General features: G+C 51.6%; 13 protein-coding genes, 7 tRNA genes and 3 rRNA genes. 21 read left to right on the top strand and 2 right to left on the bottom strand.

Features of this window, described 5'->3' with window-relative positions; genetic code table 11:
• Nucleotides 1-11: 11 nt before the first annotated feature.
• Nucleotides 12-728, top strand: coding sequence for an N-acetylmuramoyl-L-alanine amidase CwlD (gene cwlD / locus IC803_RS16335; RefSeq protein ID WP_081210679.1), 717 nt, complete (start codon nt 12-14; stop codon nt 726-728).
• Nucleotides 729-909: 181 nt separating this feature from the next.
• Nucleotides 910-1,926, top strand: coding sequence for an Mrp/NBP35 family ATP-binding protein (locus IC803_RS16330; RefSeq protein WP_081210681.1), 1,017 nt, complete (start codon nt 910-912; stop codon nt 1,924-1,926).
• A 96-nt stretch (nt 1,927-2,022) separates the two neighbouring features.
• Here IC803_RS16330 and gerD read toward each other — a convergent pair whose 3' ends face one another.
• On the bottom strand, nt 2,023-2,643 hold the full coding sequence (gerD, locus tag IC803_RS16325; RefSeq protein ID WP_081210683.1) for a spore germination lipoprotein GerD: 621 nt from the start codon (nt 2,641-2,643) through the stop codon (nt 2,023-2,025).
• A 154-nt stretch (nt 2,644-2,797) separates the two neighbouring features.
• On the opposite strand from gerD, the gene IC803_RS16320 reads away from it, so the two are divergent.
• Nucleotides 2,798-3,397 carry a KinB-signaling pathway activation protein gene (locus tag IC803_RS16320; protein ID WP_081210689.1) on the top strand — a complete coding sequence of 200 codons (600 nt, stop codon included), beginning with the start codon at nt 2,798-2,800 and terminating at the stop codon, nt 3,395-3,397.
• Between the two features lie 243 nt (nt 3,398-3,640).
• Here IC803_RS16320 and pdaB read toward each other — a convergent pair whose 3' ends face one another.
• Nucleotides 3,641-4,405 (bottom strand): polysaccharide deacetylase family sporulation protein PdaB, encoded by a 765-nt coding sequence (pdaB, locus tag IC803_RS16315; RefSeq protein WP_190304229.1) that lies wholly within the window; start codon nt 4,403-4,405, stop codon nt 3,641-3,643.
• A 461-nt stretch (nt 4,406-4,866) separates the two neighbouring features.
• Between pdaB and IC803_RS16310 the strand changes: the two genes are divergently transcribed.
• The 18 genes from IC803_RS16310 to IC803_RS16225 all read left to right on the top strand — a co-directional run bounded on the left by IC803_RS16310 (nt 4,867) and on the right by IC803_RS16225 (nt 20,271).
• A 16S ribosomal RNA gene (locus IC803_RS16310) occupies nt 4,867-6,423 on the top strand.
• Between the two features lie 402 nt (nt 6,424-6,825).
• Nucleotides 6,826-9,754, top strand: a 23S ribosomal RNA gene (locus IC803_RS16305).
• A gap of 236 nt (nt 9,755-9,990) precedes the next feature.
• A 5S ribosomal RNA gene (gene rrf, locus IC803_RS16300) occupies nt 9,991-10,107 on the top strand.
• Together the 16S, 23S and 5S rRNA genes with 7 tRNA genes alongside form the textbook arrangement of a ribosomal RNA operon.
• Before the next feature lie 158 nt (nt 10,108-10,265).
• A tRNA-Asn gene (locus tag IC803_RS16295) sits at nt 10,266-10,340 on the top strand.
• 7 nt (nt 10,341-10,347) lie between these two features.
• A tRNA-Thr gene (locus tag IC803_RS16290) sits at nt 10,348-10,423 on the top strand.
• 9 nt (nt 10,424-10,432) lie between these two features.
• Nucleotides 10,433-10,504: transfer RNA gene (locus tag IC803_RS16285), tRNA-Glu, on the top strand.
• A gap of 106 nt (nt 10,505-10,610) precedes the next feature.
• Nucleotides 10,611-10,685, top strand: a tRNA-Gln gene (locus tag IC803_RS16280).
• Nucleotides 10,686-10,832: 147 nt separating this feature from the next.
• Nucleotides 10,833-10,905: transfer RNA gene (locus IC803_RS16275), tRNA-Lys, on the top strand.
• Nucleotides 10,906-10,912: 7 nt separating this feature from the next.
• A tRNA-Gly gene (locus IC803_RS16270) sits at nt 10,913-10,984 on the top strand.
• Nucleotides 10,985-10,990: 6 nt separating this feature from the next.
• Nucleotides 10,991-11,063, top strand: a tRNA-Ala gene (locus tag IC803_RS16265).
• Nucleotides 11,064-11,270: 207 nt separating this feature from the next.
• Nucleotides 11,271-12,170 carry an arginase gene (rocF, locus tag IC803_RS16260; protein ID WP_081211169.1) on the top strand — a complete coding sequence of 300 codons (900 nt, stop codon included), beginning with the start codon at nt 11,271-11,273 and terminating at the stop codon, nt 12,168-12,170.
• A 179-nt stretch (nt 12,171-12,349) separates the two neighbouring features.
• The gene (gene sigW / locus IC803_RS16255; protein ID WP_081211171.1) at nt 12,350-12,913 is read left to right on the top strand and encodes an RNA polymerase sigma factor SigW; all 564 of its coding nucleotides are present in this window, start codon (nt 12,350-12,352) and stop codon (nt 12,911-12,913) included.
• 14 nt (nt 12,914-12,927) lie between these two features.
• The gene (gene rsiW, locus IC803_RS16250; protein WP_081211173.1) at nt 12,928-13,539 is read left to right on the top strand and encodes an anti-sigma-W factor RsiW; all 612 of its coding nucleotides are present in this window, start codon (nt 12,928-12,930) and stop codon (nt 13,537-13,539) included.
• A gap of 72 nt (nt 13,540-13,611) precedes the next feature.
• Entirely contained in the window at nt 13,612-14,433 is an 822-nt protein-coding gene (cdaA, locus tag IC803_RS16245; protein ID WP_081211175.1) for a diadenylate cyclase CdaA, read from the top strand.
• On the top strand, nt 14,426-15,667 hold the full coding sequence (locus IC803_RS16240) for a CdaR family protein (protein WP_081211177.1): 1,242 nt from the start codon (nt 14,426-14,428) through the stop codon (nt 15,665-15,667). Before cdaA ends, IC803_RS16240 begins: the two co-directional genes overlap by 8 nt.
• A 27-nt stretch (nt 15,668-15,694) precedes the next feature.
• The gene (glmM, locus tag IC803_RS16235) at nt 15,695-17,041 is read left to right on the top strand and encodes a phosphoglucosamine mutase (RefSeq protein WP_081211183.1); all 1,347 of its coding nucleotides are present in this window, start codon (nt 15,695-15,697) and stop codon (nt 17,039-17,041) included.
• 531 nt (nt 17,042-17,572) lie between these two features.
• Complete coding sequence (gene glmS, locus IC803_RS16230) at nt 17,573-19,375, top strand: glutamine--fructose-6-phosphate transaminase (isomerizing) (protein ID WP_081211185.1); 1,803 nt, start codon at nt 17,573-17,575, stop codon at nt 19,373-19,375.
• Nucleotides 19,376-19,731: 356 nt separating this feature from the next.
• Nucleotides 19,732-20,271, top strand: coding sequence for a hypothetical protein (locus tag IC803_RS16225; protein ID WP_081211187.1), 540 nt, complete (start codon nt 19,732-19,734; stop codon nt 20,269-20,271).
• Nucleotides 20,272-20,404: the final 133 nt, after the last annotated feature.

Genomic DNA, 20,404 nt, shown 5'->3' with positions numbered 1-20,404 from the left:
GAGGAGAAACGATGAAAAAGAAGTGGAAGTGGCTGGTCGCTTTCGCTGCCGTCACCATCACCGGTTTTTTGCTATTTCCATCTTTATTTTCTGATCTTACATCGACAAAACCTTGGAATCTCCCGCTATCGGGGAGAATCATCGTGTTAGACCCCGGCCACGGCGGACCGGACGGCGGCGCTGTTGGCGGCGAGGTGCTAGAAAAGGAAATCGCGCTCAACGTGGCGAAAAAATTGCGCGATTACTTGCAGCAGCAAGGGGCGCTCGTCCTAATGACGCGGGAGACGGACCGCGACTTGGCCAGTCCGTCAACGCGCGGCTACAGCCGGCGGAAAACGGAGGACTTGCATGAACGAACGGCATTCATTAACAAGTCGAATGCCGATCTATTTATCAGCATTCATTTAAACGCCATCCCATCCCCACGTTGGCGGGGAGCGCAGACGTTTTATTATGGCTCGTTCATCGAAAACGAGCGGCTGGCGAAATTTATCCAGGCTGAGTTGCGGCGCAACTTGGAAAACACCCACCGGGTGGCGAAAATGATTGACACGGTCTATTTGCTGAAACATGCGAAAAAACCTGGCGCGCTTGTTGAGGTCGGATTTTTATCGAACCCGGACGAGCGGGAATTGCTCGCCTCTGACCATTATCAGACGCAGCTCGCCGCCTCCATTTACAAAGGGGTATTGCGCTACTTTTCCAACGAACCCACGCCTCGCGAATAGCGGGGGTTTTTTGTGAGGAGGACAGTGGCGGCTAAACATGCTCTTTACCAAAGGGAAGCGGAAATCCCTATTCCCACTATAAGTAAGTGGGAAAGGAGGCTGAACATGGCGATTTCCCAGCAGTTTATGGTATAGTCAATTATAGAAACAGTCATTGATTTGAAAAGGGTTGGTGAATACGATGCTGACGGAAAACGAAGTGCGGGCCATTTTGGAAAGGATGAAAGATCCATTTCTAAACAAAACGTTTAAGGAAACGAACGCGATTCAAGAAATTAAAATCAAGGAAGAAAAGAACCATGTCAGCGTAAAAATCGCGCTCGCGAAAATCGGTACGCCTGACCAGCTCCGCGTGCAAACGGCGATCGTCCAGCAGCTGAAAGACGCAGGCGCCGCCTCTGTCGGACTGCGGTTTGCCGAACTGCCGCGAGAAGTCGTTGAGGAATATAGCAAGAATAAGCAAGGAACGACGTATATCGCCATCGCCAGCGGCAAGGGCGGAGTCGGGAAATCGACCGTCTCTGTCAATTTGGCGGTTGCGCTCGCTCGTCTTGGCAAAAAAGTCGGGTTGATCGACGCCGATATTTACGGATTTAGCGTACCCGACATGATGGGGATCACCGAGCGCCCGACAGTAAGGGGCGATAAGATTATCCCTGTGGAACGGTTTGGGGTAAAAGTCATTTCGATGGCCTTTTTCGTCGAGGACAACGCCCCAGTTATTTGGCGCGGACCGATGCTGGGGAAAATGCTCAACAACTTTTTTAAAGAAGTCGAGTGGGGCGATTTAGACTATCTACTGCTTGACCTGCCGCCGGGGACAGGCGATGTTGCCCTAGACGTACATACGCTTCTGCCGTCATGCAAGGAAATTATCGTCACAACCCCGCATCCGACCGCCGCGTTTGTCGCTGCCCGCGCCGGAGCCATGGCGCTGCGCACCGAGCACGAGATCATCGGTGTCATCGAAAATATGTCGTATTACGAAAGCAGGAAAACAGGCGAACGGGAATACGTCTTTGGCAAAGGCGGCGGGGAAAAGTTGGCAAAAGAGCTGCAAACAGAACTGCTAGGGCAGCTGCCGCTTCAGCAGCCGGATTGGAATGACGACGACTTCGCCCCATCCGTCTATGCGGAAGATCATCCAATCGGGAAAATTTATATGGATATCGCTCGTAAAGTGGCTGCGAAATACTAATCAGCTGAAACAGCAAAGCGTCCGATGGCCCTGAGTCGCCCGCGCTCGTTCCTTCGAGCGTTGACGGCTTTTGGCACACGGACGCTTTTTGTTTGATTACCCGCCTCCACCTTGTTGGTTGCCGCCTCCCCCTTCTTCCCCTTCTCCGCCTTCCTCTCCTTGTTTTCCTCCGCCTTGTTGGAGCGTTTCTGCCGCTTTGGTTAGCATATCTTGAATTTTTGCCTGATACAGCGGACTATTTAACGTTTCTGTGATTACCTTTTGCAAATGTTGGCGGAACTCTTTGCTTTTTAATACATCGATCATCGCTTTTTCCATTTCGGGATCTTTTAGGATGTCGATCATCATTTCTTGGTATTCGGGATCTTTCATGAGCGCTTTCATCATTTTTTCGTGTTCTTTTTGCAGCCCTTTAGCGAAGCTTTCCGCAAACTTCGGGTCTTTTAACGCATTTTCCCAAAATTTCTTTCCTTGATCAGATGTCAACACTTGCTGCAGTGTCTCTTTGACAGCCGCTTGATCCATAACGAGCTGCTGCTTCATTTGGTCTTCCGACATAATATCTTGAATCGCCTTTTTCCCCTCGTCCGTTTTTAAAATGTCGACGACCATCTTTTTTGTTTGCTCATAATCCGGAGGAGGGGGGCTGATTTCTTGAGGAGCACAAGAGCTAAGAATGAGAAAACTGAGCAAGAGGAGCGGTATGCACTTGTTCATAAAAATAAGCTCCTTTCTGCAAAAATCCCTCACCTTTAATATGAATGTTGACGAAAAAAATATGCATTTGGCCGAGCGGAAGCTGGCTTTTTCAGGAGGGCACTGGTAAAATGTTAAGCGGATTATGATGAAATGATGGAGGATGAAGCAAACTGTGAACAGCCGCAAATGGGTGCGCTTATTTTTAACTACGCTGCTGATCGGGGGGATGACTGCAGCAGCTGTCGGTATGGTTTTGAACTGGAAAGAGTTTGGCCATCTTCTTCTGCGTTTGGAGATTGTCGAATTTATGGCCGTGTTGCTATGGCATATTGGCGTTGGTTTTATTTTTAGCGTCATTAGCCAAGCAGGGTTTTTTGCGTATTTGACCGTTCACCGCTTCGGGCTTGGTATTTTCCGCTCGCTATGGAATGCGGTGCAGCTTGTTTTGATCATGTTTGTTCTGTTCGATTTAGTGTACTTTCGTTACACGGCGTTTGCAGCAAACGGAGAGTCGATGATTCCGTATATACTGATCGCTTTGTTTGTTTTGGTGGTCGGATTGGCCGTTGCCTATGCCAAGAGTGTGCAAACGAATAAAGGAGCTTTCGTCCCAGCTTTATTCTTTATGGTCGTCGTGACAGTCGTTGAATGGTTCCCGGTTTTGCGCATCAATGACCAAGATTGGCTATATTTGATGTTAATTCCACTGTTAGTATGCAATGCGTACCAGCTTCTTATACTGCATAAGTTGACAGGCGGCGCGAAACAATAAGTGGGAGTAAGGCGCCGCCTGTTCTTTTTTACCCTCTCGAACTGAGCCCCCACTTCCTAGCGTGAGCGTGGCGGAAGGGCGTTCACCCCCGCTGGGAAGTCTCCATTCCCAGTCTGAGGCGAGCGGAAGTGGGGGAGAAGATTCAATGTGTAGAAACATCATCTTGCGGCCGCCCGCAGCGTGACCGTTCAACATCCGTGGAGCGGGTTTCGCTTTTTCGAGCGGCATAAAGCCCGCCCGGCTTTAATCAACCCCCTTGCTCTCAGCCTCACCGTTCGCTAACAATTCGGAAAGACTGGCGTTTTTATAGCCGTTTTCTTTCATCGCCGCAATAATTTTCGGCAACGCTTTTGCGGTTTGTTTCGCCGAATCGGAGGCATGAAGAAGCACAATATCCCCGGGCTCTAAATCGTTCGTAACGTTTGCTACAATTTGCTCTGTTCCAGGGTTCAGCCAGTCTTTCGAGTCGATGCTCCAATGCACAACAGTATAGCCGAGAGACTCCGCAATTTTGAGTACGTTTTTATTAAAATTCCCCCCTGGTGGGCGCAACAGTTCGACATTTTTAACTCCCAATGTATCAAATACTTTTTCCGCCATCATTAAATCTTGGCGGATTTTGGCGTTCTCAAGTTCTGTGTAGTTGACAAAATTATATCCCATGCTGCCAATTTCATGTCCTTCTTCCTTGATCCGTTTCACAACAGTCGGATGGCGTTCGGCCCAGGAAGCTGATAAAAAAAAGGTTGCGTTTTTAATCCCATGCTGCTTTAAGACGTCTAAAATTTTGTCTGCATTTTCATCTCCCCAGCTAATGTCAAACGTCAACGCCACCTCGTCACGGTCATTGTCCACTTTGTATACCGCTTTTGGTCCGGAGGAAAGCGAAAAAACCGGACGGTTCACCTCATAAGCGTATAGAACGACAGCGGTAAAAAAGGCGGAACAAATAATAATGAGAGCTTTTTTCAACGTTCGCCCATTCAGCGCATAAAACAAGGCGTCCATCCCCCTTTAAACAGTTGTCCTATGTACATCTTATGCAGTCAGCCATCATCGTTATGAAACATATTTGCCATGCCCTTTGCAGCAATGGAGGCAAGGAAGAAAACTGAGGATGGAGGTGGAACGCTATCCTATCATTTCCTTGCGATCTCAGATGAAAAATGTATTGCATTTTTTATTTTACAGTGTTATATTAATAACCGTCGCTAATCAGACTGGCTGTTCGACAGCGATGAGCAGTCAAAAAGATTGCAAACAAAAAACCATTGACATCGAAAACACTTTGTGTTAATCTAAAGAAGTTGCTTGCAAGAGACAGGTTGTTTGGACTGTTTCTTGTGAGAGTAAAGCGCAACGTGCGTGTGCGAGTGAACTTAGCAAAACCGAGCTCCTTGGCGCAAGATTGCACGATTGATCTCGCTCCTTGAAAACTGAACGAAACGAAGCGCAAGCCAATCAACTTTCTATTGGAGAGTTTGATCCTGGCTCAGGACGAACGCTGGCGGCGTGCCTAATACATGCAAGTCGAGCGGACCGAATGAGAGCTTGCTCTTGTTTGGTTAGCGGCGGACGGGTGAGTAACACGTGGGCAACCTGCCCGCAAGACCGGGATAACTCCGGGAAACCGGAGCTAATACCGGATAACACCGAAGACCGCATGGTCTTTGGTTGAAAGGCGGCCTTTGGCTGTCACTTGCGGATGGGCCCGCGGCGCATTAGCTAGTTGGTGAGGTAACGGCTCACCAAGGCGACGATGCGTAGCCGGCCTGAGAGGGTGACCGGCCACACTGGGACTGAGACACGGCCCAGACTCCTACGGGAGGCAGCAGTAGGGAATCTTCCGCAATGGACGAAAGTCTGACGGAGCGACGCCGCGTGAGCGAAGAAGGCCTTCGGGTCGTAAAGCTCTGTTGTGAGGGACGAAGGAGCGCCGTTTGAACAAGGCGGCGCGGTGACGGTACCTCACGAGAAAGCCCCGGCTAACTACGTGCCAGCAGCCGCGGTAATACGTAGGGGGCGAGCGTTGTCCGGAATTATTGGGCGTAAAGCGCGCGCAGGCGGTTCCTTAAGTCTGATGTGAAAGCCCACGGCTCAACCGTGGAGGGTCATTGGAAACTGGGGGACTTGAGTGCAGGAGAGGAGAGCGGAATTCCACGTGTAGCGGTGAAATGCGTAGAGATGTGGAGGAACACCAGTGGCGAAGGCGGCTCTCTGGCCTGCAACTGACGCTGAGGCGCGAAAGCGTGGGGAGCAAACAGGATTAGATACCCTGGTAGTCCACGCCGTAAACGATGAGTGCTAAGTGTTAGAGGGGTCACACCCTTTAGTGCTGCAGCTAACGCGATAAGCACTCCGCCTGGGGAGTACGGCCGCAAGGCTGAAACTCAAAGGAATTGACGGGGGCCCGCACAAGCGGTGGAGCATGTGGTTTAATTCGAAGCAACGCGAAGAACCTTACCAGGTCTTGACATCCCCTGACAACCCAAGAGATTGGGCGTTCCCCCTTCGGGGGACAGGGTGACAGGTGGTGCATGGTTGTCGTCAGCTCGTGTCGTGAGATGTTGGGTTAAGTCCCGCAACGAGCGCAACCCTTGCCTCTCGTTGCCAGCATTCAGTTGGGCACTCTAGAGGGACTGCCGGCTAAAAGTCGGAGGAAGGTGGGGATGACGTCAAATCATCATGCCCCTTATGACCTGGGCTACACACGTGCTACAATGGGCGGTACAAAGGGCTGCGAACCCGCGAGGGGGAGCGAATCCCAAAAAGCCGCTCTCAGTTCGGATTGCAGGCTGCAACTCGCCTGCATGAAGCCGGAATCGCTAGTAATCGCGGATCAGCATGCCGCGGTGAATACGTTCCCGGGCCTTGTACACACCGCCCGTCACACCACGAGAGCTTGCAACACCTGAAGTCGGTGAGGTAACCCTGACGGGAGCCAGCCGCCGAAGGTGGGGCAAGTGATTGGGGTGAAGTCGTAACAAGGTAGCCGTACCGGAAGGTGCGGCTGGATCACCTCCTTTCTAAGGACGAAAAGCGGAAGCGCCGCGATCGGCTCTCGAAGCCAAATGTTCTTCACCCGCAGGGGTGCTTGCACCCCGAGGGGGAAGGTGATTTGGCAGAAGAGAGCCAGGCGCTGGAGCTAGACAGTACGAAAAGCGAAGGCCGCCCGCCTATCGGCGAAACGCGCTGGAGGGCCTGCGAGGAGGCTGTCGCCGCCGCAGCAGGACCGAAGCGTCGCGAGCCGATGGCGGCCGGAGCTAGACAGTACGAAAAGCGAAGGCCTCTAACGGCCCACCATGAACAAATCGCGCTTTCGTTTCGTTCAGTTTTGAGGGAACGAGCACTGTTCTCTCAACGACAAAGATCGTTCCTTGAAAACTAGATAACCGATACACAAAAGGAAGAAGCCGAGAAGCGCTGTAGGTTAAGCTAGAAAGGGCGCACGGTGGATGCCTTGGCACTAGGAGCCGATGAAGGACGGGGCAAACGCCGAAACGCTCCGGGGAGCTGTAAGCAAGCGTTGATCCGGAGATGTCCGAATGGGGGAACCCCCTGTCCGTAATGGGACAGGATCCATGCCTGAATCCATAGGGCATGGAGGGCACACCCGGGGAACTGAAACATCTTAGTACCCGGAGGAGAAGAAAGCAAACGCGATTCCCTGAGTAGCGGCGAGCGAAACGGGAACAGCCCAAACCAAGAGGCGTGCCTCTTGGGGTTGTAGGACCGCTCATGTGGGAGTGAGAAAGGAACGGGGTAGACGAACCGGTCTGGAACGGCCGGCCAGAGAAGGTGAGAGCCCTGTAGTCGAAACTTCGTTCCCTCCCGAGCGGCTCCTGAGTACGGCGGGACACGGGAAATCCCGTCGGAAGCAGGGAGGACCATCTCCCAAGGCTAAATACTCCCTAGTGACCGATAGTGAACCAGTACCGTGAGGGAAAGGTGAAAAGCACCCCGGAAGGGGAGTGAAAGAGAACCTGAAACCGTGTGCCTACAAGTAGTCAGAGCCCGTTTATGGGTGATGGCGTGCCTTTTGTAGAATGAACCGGCGAGTGACGATGGCGTGCGAGGTTAAGCCAAGAAGGTGGAGCCGCAGCGAAAGCGAGTCTGAACAGGGCGCATGAGTACGTCGTCGTCGACCCGAAACCAGGTGATCTACCCATGTCCAGGGTGAAGGCCGGGTAACACCGGCTGGAGGCTCGAACCCACGCACGTTGAAAAGTGCGGGGATGAGGTGTGGGTAGGGGTGAAATGCCAATCGAACTTGGAGATAGCTGGTTCTCCCCGAAATAGCTTTAGGGCTAGCCTCAAGGTAAGAGTGTTGGAGGTAGAGCACTGATTGGGCTAGGGGCCCTCATCGGGTTACCGAACCCAGTCAAACTCCGAATGCCAATGACTTATCCTTGGGAGTCAGACTGCGAGTGATAAGATCCGTGGTCAAGAGGGAAACAGCCCAGATCGCCAGCTAAGGCCCCTAAGTGCACGTTCAGTGGAAAAGGATGTGGAGTTGCGAAGACAACCAGGATGTTGGCTTAGAAGCAGCCACCATTTAAAGAGTGCGTAATAGCTCACTGGTCGAGTGACTCTGCGCCGAAAATGTACCGGGGCTAAACGTGCCGCCGAAGCTGCGGGATGACCGTTGGTCATCGGTAGGGGAGCGTTCTAAGGGCAGAGAAGCCAGACCGGAAGGACTGGTGGAGCGCTTAGAAGTGAGAATGCCGGTATGAGTAGCGAAAACAGAGGTGAGAATCCTCTGCGCCGAAAGCCTAAGGGTTCCTGAGGAAGGTTCGTCCGCTCAGGGTTAGTCGGGACCTAAGCCGAGGCCGAAAGGCGTAGGTGATGGACAACAGGTGGAGATTCCTGTACCACCTCCTTCCCGTTTGAGCGATGGGGGGACGCAGGAGGATAGGGTGAGCAGGCGGCTGGAAGAGCCTGTCCAAGCAGTGAGGCTGGCCAGCAGGCAAATCCGCTGGCTAAAAGGCTGAGCTGTGATGGCGACGGATTCGATCCGGAAGTCCCTGATTCCACACTGCCAAGAAAAGCCTCTAGCGAGGGAAGAGGTGCCCGTACCGCAAACCGACACAGGTAGGCGAGGAGAGAATCCTAAGGCGCGCGGGAGAACTCTCGTTAAGGAACTCGGCAAAATGACCCCGTAACTTCGGGAGAAGGGGTGCTCTTTCGGGTGATGAGCCTGGAAGAGCCGCAGTGAAAAGGCCCAAGCGACTGTTTATCAAAAACACAGGTCTCTGCGAAGCCGAAAGGCGAAGTATAGGGGCTGACACCTGCCCGGTGCTGGAAGGTTAAGGGGAGCGCTTAGCGCAAGCGAAGGTGCGAACCGAAGCCCCAGTAAACGGCGGCCGTAACTATAACGGTCCTAAGGTAGCGAAATTCCTTGTCGGGTAAGTTCCGACCCGCACGAAAGGTGTAACGACTTGGGCACTGTCTCAACGAGAGACCCGGTGAAATTATACTACCTGTGAAGATGCAGGTTACCCGCGACAGGACGGAAAGACCCCGTGGAGCTTTACTGCAGCCTGATATGGAATTTTGGTATCGCTTGTACAGGATAGGTGGGAGCCTGAGAAGCCGGAGCGCCAGCTTCGGTGGAGGCGGCGGTGGGATACCACCCTGGCGGTATTGAAATTCTAACCCGCACCCCTTAAGCGGGGTGGGAGACAGTGTCAGGTGGGCAGTTTGACTGGGGCGGTCGCCTCCCAAAAGGTAACGGAGGCGCCCAAAGGTTCCCTCAGAATGGTTGGAAATCATTCGGAGAGTGCAAAGGCACAAGGGAGCTTGACTGCGAGACGGACAGGTCGAGCAGGGACGAAAGTCGGGCTTAGTGATCCGGTGGTTCCGCATGGAAGGGCCATCGCTCAACGGATAAAAGCTACCCCGGGGATAACAGGCTGATCTCCCCCAAGAGTCCACATCGACGGGGAGGTTTGGCACCTCGATGTCGGCTCATCGCATCCTGGGGCTGTAGTCGGTCCCAAGGGTTGGGCTGTTCGCCCATTAAAGCGGTACGCGAGCTGGGTTCAGAACGTCGTGAGACAGTTCGGTCCCTATCCGTCGCGGGCGCAGGAAATTTGAGAGGAGCTGTCCTTAGTACGAGAGGACCGGGATGGACGCACCGCTGGTGTACCAGTTGTCCCGCCAGGGGCACCGCTGGGTAGCTATGTGCGGACGGGATAAGCGCTGAAAGCATCTAAGCGTGAAGCCCCCCTCAAGATGAGATTTCCCATCGCCAAAAGCGAGTAAGATCCCTCGAAGATGACGAGGTCGATAGGTCCGAGGTGGAAGCGTGGCGACACGTGGAGCTGACGGATACTAATCGATCGAGGGCTTAACCTAGAAAAGTGGAAGCGCCGCGTTTAGCTCTCGAAGCCAAATGTTCTTCACCCGCAGGGGCGCTTGCGCCCCGAGGGAGAAGGTTATTTGACCCCGAGCGGCGGCGAGCCGGAGCTAGACAGTACGAAAGCGGAGGCTTCTTCCCCAACACGGTTATCTAGTTTTGAAGGAATGAACTTCCTATTGACAAAAACAACGACATGAATATAATAATTAATGTCTAAACCAATAAATCATTGCCTAGTGATGATAGCGGAGAGGAAACACCCGTTCCCATCCCGAACACGGAAGTTAAGCTCTCCAGCGCCGATGGTAGTTGGGGCCAGCGCCCCTGCAAGAGTAGGTCGTCGCTAGGCAATGTTATATCATTCCGCAATAGCTCAGCGACGAGCATTAGCATCATCGAGTCCACTACAAGTTGCCTCGACGCATCAAGCTTCCTTGGATTAACTGGCAGAGGAAGAGGCAACGAGCACATTGGGGAGACTTGGATGATATATAGTTTCTTCATCATTCCGCAATAGCTCAGCGGTAGAGCAACCGGCTGTTAACCGGTAGGTCGTAGGTTCGAATCCTACTTGCGGAGCCATTTTTACGCTTCCATAGCTCAGTAGGTAGAGCACTTCCATGGTAAGGAAGAGGTCACCGGTTCGAGCCCGGTTGGAAGCTCCATCAATTTTTGGCCCGTTGGTCAAGTGGTTAAGACACCGCCCTTTCACGGCGGTAACACGGGTTCGAATCCCGTACGGGTCACTCCTTTCTAAATCAACCGTCCTTTAAGGACGGTTGATTTAAAAATGTATAATCGAGTGCAACAGGAGCATAATAATTATCAGGTTCAGCACCCGTTTTACGACGTTGGGCTATAGCCAAGCGGTAAGGCAACGGACTTTGACTCCGTGATGCGCTGGTTCGAATCCAGCTAGCCCAGCCATTATTTTTTTGTACATAAAACGAGACAACGAGCGCTCCATCCTCGAAATCGTTGCGAGTTGCCTCGACGCATCAAGCTTCCTTGAAGCAGCTGGTAGAGGAAGAGGCAGGTAGAGCTCGTCAGCACTTAGAGTGTAATGATCACCATGAGCCATTAGCTCAGTAGGTAGAGCATCTGACTTTTAATCAGAGGGTCGGAGGTTCGAGTCCTCCATGGCTCATCATGATGCGGAAGTAGTTCAGTGGTAGAACACCACCTTGCCAAGGTGGGGGTCGCGGGTTCGAGTCCCGTCTTCCGCTTTGAACGGGGCCTTAGCTCAGCTGGGAGAGCGCCTGCTTTGCACGCAGGAGGTCATCGGTTCGATCCCGATAGGCTCCATCAAGAGCAGTCGACTTTACAATATGAAGTCGGCTGCTTTTTTTGTTCCTATCTTGTCCGGGATATTCCAACTTCGTAACGGAATCGGAAGTAGGCCGGGGGAATCTAAATGGTATAAATATTCGAAAAAGTGTCGAGTTGAGTCATCCTCCCTCTTTCCCCTAAAATAAGGGTAGAAGGGGAAACGGGAAAGGAGAGGAAGACAGCATGAGATCAATCTCTATTATCGGTGTACCGATGGATTTAGGGCAGACGCGCCGAGGCGTCGATATGGGACCGAGTGCGATCCGCTATGCGGGTGTGATCGAACGGCTGGAACGTCTGCATTACGATATTGAAGATTTAGGAGATATTCCAATTGGAAAGGCGGAGCGATTGCACGAACAGGGCGATGCACAGCTTCGTAATTTGAAAGCGGTTGCGGAGGCGAATGAAAAGCTCGCTGCGGCTGTTGATGAGGTGGTCAAACGGGGGCGCTTCCCGCTTGTGTTAGGCGGCGACCATAGCATCGCGATCGGTACGCTCGCTGGGGTAGCCAAACATTATGAGCGGCTCGGCGTCATTTGGTATGACGCGCACGGCGATGTCAACACCGAGGAGACGTCGCCATCTGGAAATATTCATGGCATGCCGCTGGCGGCAAGCCTTGGTTTCGGTCATCCAGCGCTGACACGGATCGGCGGATACAGCCCGAAAGTCAAACCGGAACATGTCGTGCTGATCGGGGTTCGCTCACTCGATGACGGGGAGAAGAAGTTTATTCGTGAAAAAGGGATCAAAATTTATACGATGCATGAGGTCGACCGGCTTGGGATGACGAAAGTGATGGAGGAAACGATCGCTTATTTAAAAGAACGGACAGATGGCGTCCACCTGTCGCTCGATTTGGATGGGCTTGACCCGAGCGATGCGCCAGGGGTTGGCACGCCGGTGATTGGTGGGCTGACGTACCGGGAGAGTCATTTGGCCATGGAGATGTTGGCGGAAGCACAAATCGTTACCTCCGCTGAATTTGTCGAGGTCAATCCGATTTTAGATGAGCGGAACAAAACCGCCTCTGTCGCCGTAGCGTTGATGGGGTCATTGTTTGGAGAGAAACTCATTTGACAGGTTGCTTGGCGAGCCGTTCAACTTCACTTTTCCTTGCTGTGACTACGAGGGGTTGCCATTCGTTTGGCCTCCCCTCTTTTTTCAGTTCTATGGTACAATAAACGTGTTGTATGAAACTTTTCGCAATGAAGCGCCGTAATATAAGATGAGCCGTAAGGGCGGGGGTATTGTATTTTATGGAGCTATTTATTAAAAAAAGAATTAAGGCGATCCGAAAAGGCGACCAAAACGCATATGCAGACCTTGTTGATTTGTATAAAGATAAGATCTATCGCCTTTGTTACCGAATGCTCGGAAATCGCCACGAGGCGGAAGATGCGGCTCAGGAAGCGTTCATCCGCGCCTACGTTCATATTGACACGTACAATCCCGATATGAAGTTTTCGACGTGGCTATACCGCATTGCCACGAACTTAACGATCGACAAATTGCGGAAGCGGAGACCAGATGTGTATTTGGATGAGGAATTGAACGGCACGGACGGATTGACGATGCAGGCCCAGCTTCCTTCCCGCGAAGTGTCACCTGAAGAGGCGGTGGAAAGCTTTGAGCTCCAGGAGACAGTCCAGCGGGCGATTGAGCGGTTGCCGGAGAAATACCGAAGCGTGATCGTACTAAAATATATGGAAGATTTGTCGCTGCAGGAGATCAGTGAAATTTTAGGGCTGCCGGTTGGTACGGTGAAAACGAGGCTGCATCGCGGCCGTGAAGCGTTGCGCAGGCAACTGGGCCATTTATAAGAGGGTGGGAGACTATGGAATGTCCGAAAGAAATGGTATCACTCATGCATAGCTATCTTGACGGCGATCTTCAGCCGGAGGAGGAGCTGCGGTTAAAAGAGCATTTACGTTCGTGCGCCGCTTGTGCCGCCCATTTTCATGAGCTAAAAAAAACGATTGCCTTTCTGCAATATGCCTCCCATGTGACCGCGCCGCCATCATTTATGGCAACGGTGATGGGGGCGATGCCGAAAGAGAGAAAGACCGCGCGGCTGCGCCGTTGGCTGCACGGGCATCCGCTGCTGACTGCTGCTTCGTTGTTCCTCCTTCTTACGGTGGGAAGCGTGGCTTCTTCGTGGGAGGAAAAAGGAGCGTTTTCCGTTTCGGCTGATGAACACGTGATGATCCGCGACCATACAGTTATCGTGCCAAAAGGTGAAACGGTCAAAGGGGATATTGTCGTTCGCAATGGATCGATTCGGATTGAAGGAACGGTAGATGGGGATGTGACGGTGATCCACGGGGAGAAATACATGGCGTCGGCCGGGCGGGTGACAGGGGAAGTAAAAGAAATTAATCAAGTGTTCGAATGGATTTGGTATAATATTAAAGAGAGGGCCAGCCGTGCGCTCCAATCGCTTGAATGATGGCAGCCATCGTCCGATGGCTTTTTCCATGACCATCAGAAGGTTGGAATTAGAGATAAAGGAAGTGTGAAGATGTCCTTCGAAGAGCTCCCCATCGTGTCGTACTTATTGAAAGTCGTCGACATCCTTGTTGTTTGGTATGTCATTTATAAATTGATTATGATGATTCGCGGGACGAAGGCCATTCAGCTATTAAAAGGCATTTTTTTAATTATTTTAGTCCGTTTTGTGAGCAATTATCTCGGGCTCACCACGCTGCAATGGCTGATGGATCAGGCGATCATTTGGGGCTTCCTCGCGATCATCATCATTTTTCAGCCGGAACTGCGGCGCGCCCTCGAGCAGCTCGGCCGTGGCCGCCTTTTTACCCGCAGCACTGTCAATGAAGATGAAGAGCGGCTGCGAATGGTCGAGGCGATCGTGAAAGCGACCGAGTATATGGCGAAACGGCGCATCGGGGCGCTCATTTCCATTGAGCGGGAGACCGGGATGGGCGATTATGTTGAAACCGGGATTACGCTAAACGCACACGTATCGCCGGAGCTGCTCATTAATATTTTCATTCCGAACACCCCGCTTCATGACGGGGCGGTAATTATTCAAAAAAATCAAATTGCTGCGGCCGCTTGTTATTTGCCGCTATCGGAGAGTCCGTTCATTTCAAAGGAACTCGGGACGCGCCATCGGGCGGCGCTCGGCATTAGCGAAGTAACCGACAGCATCACCGTCGTTGTGTCCGAGGAAACGGGGGCGGTGTCAGTAACGAAAAACGGCGAGCTGTACCGCGATTTAACGATTGATGAATTCCGGGAACTGTTGACAGGCGAGCTGGCTCCGGTTGCGAAGACCGCCGCTTCTTCCCGTTGGCAATGGAGGGGGAAGAAACATGGATAAATTAATGGACCATCCTTGGTTTATTCGCGTCGTCTCTTTATTGCTGGCGATTATGCTGTATATGTCGGCCAATGTGGGGGCGAAAACCGGCGAGCAGACACGCAATACATTTGGCCAGGAAGATACGGAAACATTGATCGATATTCCGGTTGTCGCTTATTACGACGAGGAAAACTTGATCGTGTCCGGCGTGCCGAAATATGTAAACGTCACGCTCCAAGGGCCGGCAAGCATTGTCAAACCGACGGCGCTGCAACGAAATTTCGAGGTGTATGTTGATTTAACGGAATTGCCGTTAGGGACATACACGGTGCCGATCAAATACAAGGACATCTCTGAGAAACTGAAAGTGAACATTGAACCCGCTTCGGTGAAAGTGACGATCCGCGAAAAAGTATCGAAACGCTTTCCGGTTGGCGTCGAGTTTTTTAACCGAAACAAAATGCCTGATGGCTACTCTGTCGGGGAACCGACCGTTGAACCGGGCACCGTGACGATTACCGGATCGACAGAACTCATTGATGACATTTCGTTTGTGAAAGCGATCGTCGATTTAGAAGGAGCGACGGAAACGCTGACGAAGGAAGTGCGCGTTCGGGTGTACAGCCGCCGCGGCAATGAAATAGATGTTCAGCCACAGCCATCCGTTGTGGAAGTGACCGTGCCGGTAAAAAGCCCAAGCAAGACTGTACCACTTCAAGTGCAAACAACCGGGGAGCTGCCGGACGGGATTCATCTTGTCAGCGTGGATCCGGAACCGGATCGGGTGACGATTTACGGGTCAAAAGGCGTATTGGACCAGATTCAACAACTCGACGGGCTAAAGGTCGACCTGGATGATATTGCGGACGATACGACAGTAGAGCTTGATGTTCCGCTCCCCGACGGGGTGAAAAGCGTCGACCCAGCCAAAATCAAGGTGCACGTCGATGTGGAAAAGGACGAGGCACGCACATGGGAAGATGTGCCGATTGCTGTTGTCGGTTTGCCGGATTCGTACGAGGCTGATTTTTTGAAACCGCTAGGTGGAAAAATTAACGTTCGTCTCATCGGTCCGCCTGATATCGTCCGCGGTTTGACGAAAGACGATGTCCGTCTCTATGTCGATGTCAGCGGGCTCGATGCCGGTGAACACCAAGTCCCCATCCAGTGGGACAAACCAGAACAAGTCCGATGGGAGCCATCGGCGGAAACGGCGATGGTCAATATTAGTGAAAAAGCAGCTGCACAATAAATTGTACAGTAAGGAGAGATTGACCGAATGGGTAAATATTTTGGCACTGACGGTGTACGTGGGGTAGCGAATCGTGAGCTGACGCCGGAATTGGCGTTTCAAATCGGCCGCTGCGGCGGATACGTGCTGACGAAAAGTGCGGAGCGTCCGAAAGTGTTGATCGGACGCGACACGCGCATTTCCGGGCATATGTTGGAAGGCGCCCTTGTCGCCGGGCTGCTCTCGATCGGGGCGGAAGTGATGCGCCTTGGCGTCATCTCTACGCCGGGCGTCGCCTATTTGACGAAAGCGCTCGGGGCGCAAGCCGGCATCATGATTTCTGCTTCCCACAATCCTGTGCAAGATAACGGCATTAAATTTTTCGGGCCGGATGGGTTTAAACTGTCGGACGAGCAGGAGGAAGAAATTGAAGCGCTGATCGACAGCCCAGAGGATATGCTGCCGCGGCCGATTGGCTCGTCGCTCGGCCAAGTCAACGATTACTTTGAAGGTGGACAGAAGTACTTGCAATATTTAAAACAGACGATTGATGAGGACTTTTCCGGGATGAAAATTGCCCTCGACTGCGCGCACGGGGCGACCTCATCGCTTGCCACCTACTTGTTTGCTGATTTGGACGCCGATGTCATCACGATGGGCGCTTCGCCAAATGGCCTCAACATTAACGAAGGAGTCGGTTCCACTCATCCGGAGGCGCTGGCGGCGTTTGTCAAAGAAAAAGGAGCCGATGTCGGGCTCGCGTTTGACGGCGACGGCGACCGTCTGATTGCCGTCGACGAGCTTGGCAACATCGTAGACGGCGATCAAATCATGTACATTTGCGCCAAATATTTAAAAGAAACAGGCCGCCTCAAGCAACAAACCGTCGTCTCGACGGTTATGAGCAACCTTGGGTTTTACAAGGCGCTTGAGGCGCAAGGAATCAAAAGCGTGCAAACGGCGGTCGGCGACCGCTACGTCGTCGAGGAAATGAAAAAGAACGGTTACAATCTCGGCGGCGAGCAGTCTGGACACATTATTTTCCTTGACTACAACACGACAGGAGACGGGATGCTGACGGCGCTCCAGCTCGTGAACATTATGAAAATAAAAGGCAAGCCGCTCTCCGAGCTGGCGGGGGAAATGAAAAAGTATCCGCAGCTGCTTGTGAACGTCCGAGTGGCGGATAAAGAAAAAGCGATGGAAAACGAACAGGTCAAAAAGGTTATCGCAGAAGTGCAAGCAGAAATGAACGGCAACGGCCGCGTCCTTGTCCGTCCATCGGGAACCGAACCGCTTGTGCGTGTCATGGCCGAGGCCCCGACTGAAGAAGCCTGCCGCGCCTATGTCGAGCGGATTGCTAATGTCATTCGCCGTGAGATGGGTGTGGAATAATCATTTGGATGGGACAACCACCCTATGCATAAACGGAACGTTCGCTTCCGTTTATGCATAGGTTATTTTATATAAACGGATGTGTAGATGATAGTTGACGCCGCTGGGAATGTGCTGTAATATTAACGTTGTTGCCTTTTACTTGAAAGGAGGCGATGGCGGGGCAAAGAGCGGAAATGGGTAAACGAATGGCGTGCCGCAACCGCTGGCATGCTCGACAAAGTGGAATGGTTGCACTGGTTTTGACGACAAAAAAGCGCCTGGACTAAGCGCGGGAACGGAAGCGCGCTTAGTTGACGAGGAGGAGGTTTATCGAGGTTTTCGGCGGATGCCTCCCGGCTGAAGCGATGACAGCCGCAAGTCCTCTCTTAAAACAAAGGGGTGACCCTTTGCACAAAGGGGAGGATGTCATCGCGCAAAACTAAAGGGGAGTCTGCCGCATTGACGGCGAGGCCCCGTTGTTCTTTGACAACTGAACATGGAAGGATCTCGTTGGCGGCAGCCTCCGATGTTAAAGGAGGAAATATTGCCATGTGCGGCATTGTGGGGTATATCGGTTACCAAGATGTGAAAGAGATTTTGTTGCGCGGATTGGAAAAACTCGAGTACCGCGGCTACGATTCGGCGGGGATTGCCGTATTAAATGAGAACGGCGTTCATGTGTTTAAAGAAAAAGGACGGATCGCCGATTTGCGCCGCATCGTCGACTCGGACGTCAAAGCGACGGTCGGCATCGGCCATACACGTTGGGCGACGCACGGCGTGCCAAGCCGGGTGAACGCCCATCCGCATCAAAGCGCCTCAGGCCGCTTTACGCTCGTGCATAACGGCGTTATCGAGAACTATGAAATGGTGAAGCGCGATTATTTGGCCGATGTTGCGTTCCAAAGCGATACGGATACGGAAGTGATCGTCCAGCTCGTGGAAAAATTCGTCCGTGACGGGCTGACAACCGAAGAAGCGTTTCGAAAAACGCTCTCGCTGTTAAAAGGATCGTACGCCATCGCCATGATCGACGCACAAGACGAAAACACCATCTATGCGGCCAAAAACAAGAGCCCGCTTCTCGTCGGATTGGGTGATGGGTTTAACGTCGTGGCCAGCGATGCGATGGCGATGCTTCAAGTGACAAACCAGTTTGTCGAACTGATGGACGGCGAAATGGTGATCGTCACCAGCGAGAACGTTACGATTCAAACGCTAACCGGTAAAACAGTCGAACGGAAGCCATATACGGCAGAGCTCGATGCGAGTGATATTGAAAAAGGAACGTACCCGCATTACATGTTGAAAGAAATTGACGAGCAGCCGTTTGTCATCCGCCGCATCATTCAAAAATACCAAGACGAAAACGGCAAATTAGCCATTGACCAAGCGATCGTCAATGAGGTGTTGAAGGCGGACCGCTTATACATTGTCGCTTGCGGAACGAGCTACCACGCTGGTCTTGTCGGCAAGCAATTGATCGAGTCGTGGGCGAAAATTCCGGTCGAAGTGCACATTGCCAGCGAATTTTCGTACAATATGCCGCTTCTGTCGGAAAAGCCGCTCTTCCTCTTTATTTCGCAAAGCGGGGAAACGGCCGACAGCCGCGCTGTGCTCGTGCAAACGAACAAACTCGGCCATAAAGCCATTACGATCACCAACGTCCCAGGCTCGACGCTGTCGCGGGAAGCGGATTATACGCTCTTGTTGCACGCCGGCCCGGAAATCGCCGTCGCCTCGACGAAAGCCTACACGGCGCAAATCGCGGTGTTGGCGATTTTAGCGGCGACTGCGGCGAAAGCGAAAGGCCTCGAATTGAATTTTGACCTGATGAAAGAGCTTGCCATCGTCGCCAATGTGATGGAAATGCTGTGTGATGCGAAAGAAGAAATGGAGAACATCGCGAGCGACTACTTGACGCTGACGCGCAACTGCTTCTTTATCGGCCGTGCGGTGGACTACTACGTCTGCTTGGAAGGTGCGCTCAAGCTGAAAGAAATCTCCTATATCCAAGCGGAAGGGTTCGCGGGCGGCGAGTTGAAACACGGCACGATCGCCCTTATCGAAGATGGCACGCCGGTCATCGCCCTCGCTACCCAAGAGCACGTCAATTTAAGCATTCGCGGCAATGTAAAAGAAGTCGTTGCCCGCGGCGCGAACCCGTGCGTCATCTCGATGCGCGGCCTGGAAGGCGACGGCGACCGCTTTATCATCCCATCCGTCCATCCGGATCTTACGCCGCTTGTCTCCGTCGTGCCGTTGCAGCTGATCGCCTACTATGCCGCCTTGCACCGCGGCTGCGACGTCGACAAACCGCGCAACTTGGCGAAGAGCGTGACGGTGGAGTGAGCGGTTCGTTGGTCGGAAAGACTGTTGTTAAGTGACAAAAAAAGCCTTATACTCGCGATCGGTATCGAAGCGAAACAAATTCAATTCAGTTTGATTGGCAACGAGGATGGGATTCCAATTAGGGAGAAGGAAATAGGATTGAAGGGAATCGAGAAAGGTACCTAAAGGTGCTTTTCTCGATTTTTTATTTGGAGCCAAAAGAGGAGAAATGGATCGTGAATGTTAGTTAATTGATCAAGCAAGGCTTCGCAAAGAGATAAATTAGAATCGAAACAAAAATTTTACATATAAGGGGGTTTATCAAGATAAAAAATATGGTATAATTTATAAAAAATATTCACAAAAGAGGTGATAAGATGAAAAAACTCATTTTATTTTTAATTTTATCATTACTATGGGTTGCTCCTCTCGCAGCATTGGCAAAAGATAATCAGGATATTACAGGAGCAATTAACAAAGAATTCAAAAAAACTCTTACCTATTATAAGGATCATTCCGCCGAAATACTCGATAGCCTAACAACTTCTGCTGAAGTCACTGAAGGAGATACAAAACAAACTAAAAACGTTAAAGTAGTATTGGCAGAAGGAAAAGAAGTTAGAGACAGCATTTTTTATTTTGATGCAAAACAGATATACTATTATGATTTAGATGATCGGAAAATTATCGATTCTGCATCCATCACAGAGAATGCTCAAATAAAAAATTTTGTTAAAAAACATAAAGATGAAATCGGAAAACAGATAAATCCTTTTTCATTTGCCATTTTTATGATCGCACTTTTTATCACTATTATTGTTCCCCCTGTTTTCGGAACCTTATTCAATAAAAACTCTTCGTCTTTGTCATATAGATTGCAATTTGAACGAGCTGATACTGGAATATACCGAAATTAAGCTATATAGGTTGTAATAAAGAATTTCCGACCTCCATGTCCCGTCTTTACTTTATCACCTAACAAGCTGGCACGGTGACAAGAAGAGCGAACAATGCCATGTAAAACAAAATTGCAACTTATATAAAAATAAA

The sequence above is a fragment of the Geobacillus sp. 46C-IIa genome (genome assembly GCF_014679505.1).
In the GTDB taxonomy this organism is placed as follows: domain Bacteria; phylum Bacillota; class Bacilli; order Bacillales; family Anoxybacillaceae; genus Geobacillus.
The sequence above is the reverse complement of the archived record's forward strand: the minus strand, read 5'-3'. Positions and strand labels throughout refer to the sequence as shown.

Bases quoted from the DNA above. Each gene is read 5' to 3' on its own strand.
- cwlD (WP_081210679.1), top strand. From the start codon at position 12: ATGAAAAAGAAGTGGAAGTGGCTGGTCGCTTTCGCTGCCGTCACCATC.
- IC803_RS16330 (WP_081210681.1), top strand. From the start codon at position 910: ATGCTGACGGAAAACGAAGTGCGGGCCATTTTGGAAAGGATGAAAGAT.
- gerD (WP_081210683.1), bottom strand. From the start codon at position 2,643: ATGAACAAGTGCATACCGCTCCTCTTGCTCAGTTTTCTCATTCTTAGC.
- pdaB (WP_190304229.1), bottom strand. From the start codon at position 4,405: ATGGACGCCTTGTTTTATGCGCTGAATGGGCGAACGTTGAAAAAAGCT.
- rocF (WP_081211169.1), top strand. From the start codon at position 11,271: ATGAGATCAATCTCTATTATCGGTGTACCGATGGATTTAGGGCAGACG.
- sigW (WP_081211171.1), top strand. From the start codon at position 12,350: ATGGAGCTATTTATTAAAAAAAGAATTAAGGCGATCCGAAAAGGCGAC.
- rsiW (WP_081211173.1), top strand. From the start codon at position 12,928: ATGGAATGTCCGAAAGAAATGGTATCACTCATGCATAGCTATCTTGAC.
- cdaA (WP_081211175.1), top strand. From the start codon at position 13,612: ATGTCCTTCGAAGAGCTCCCCATCGTGTCGTACTTATTGAAAGTCGTC.
- IC803_RS16240 (WP_081211177.1), top strand. From the start codon at position 14,426: ATGGATAAATTAATGGACCATCCTTGGTTTATTCGCGTCGTCTCTTTA.
- glmM (WP_081211183.1), top strand. From the start codon at position 15,695: ATGGGTAAATATTTTGGCACTGACGGTGTACGTGGGGTAGCGAATCGT.
- glmS (WP_081211185.1), top strand. From the start codon at position 17,573: ATGTGCGGCATTGTGGGGTATATCGGTTACCAAGATGTGAAAGAGATT.
- IC803_RS16225 (WP_081211187.1), top strand. From the start codon at position 19,732: ATGAAAAAACTCATTTTATTTTTAATTTTATCATTACTATGGGTTGCT.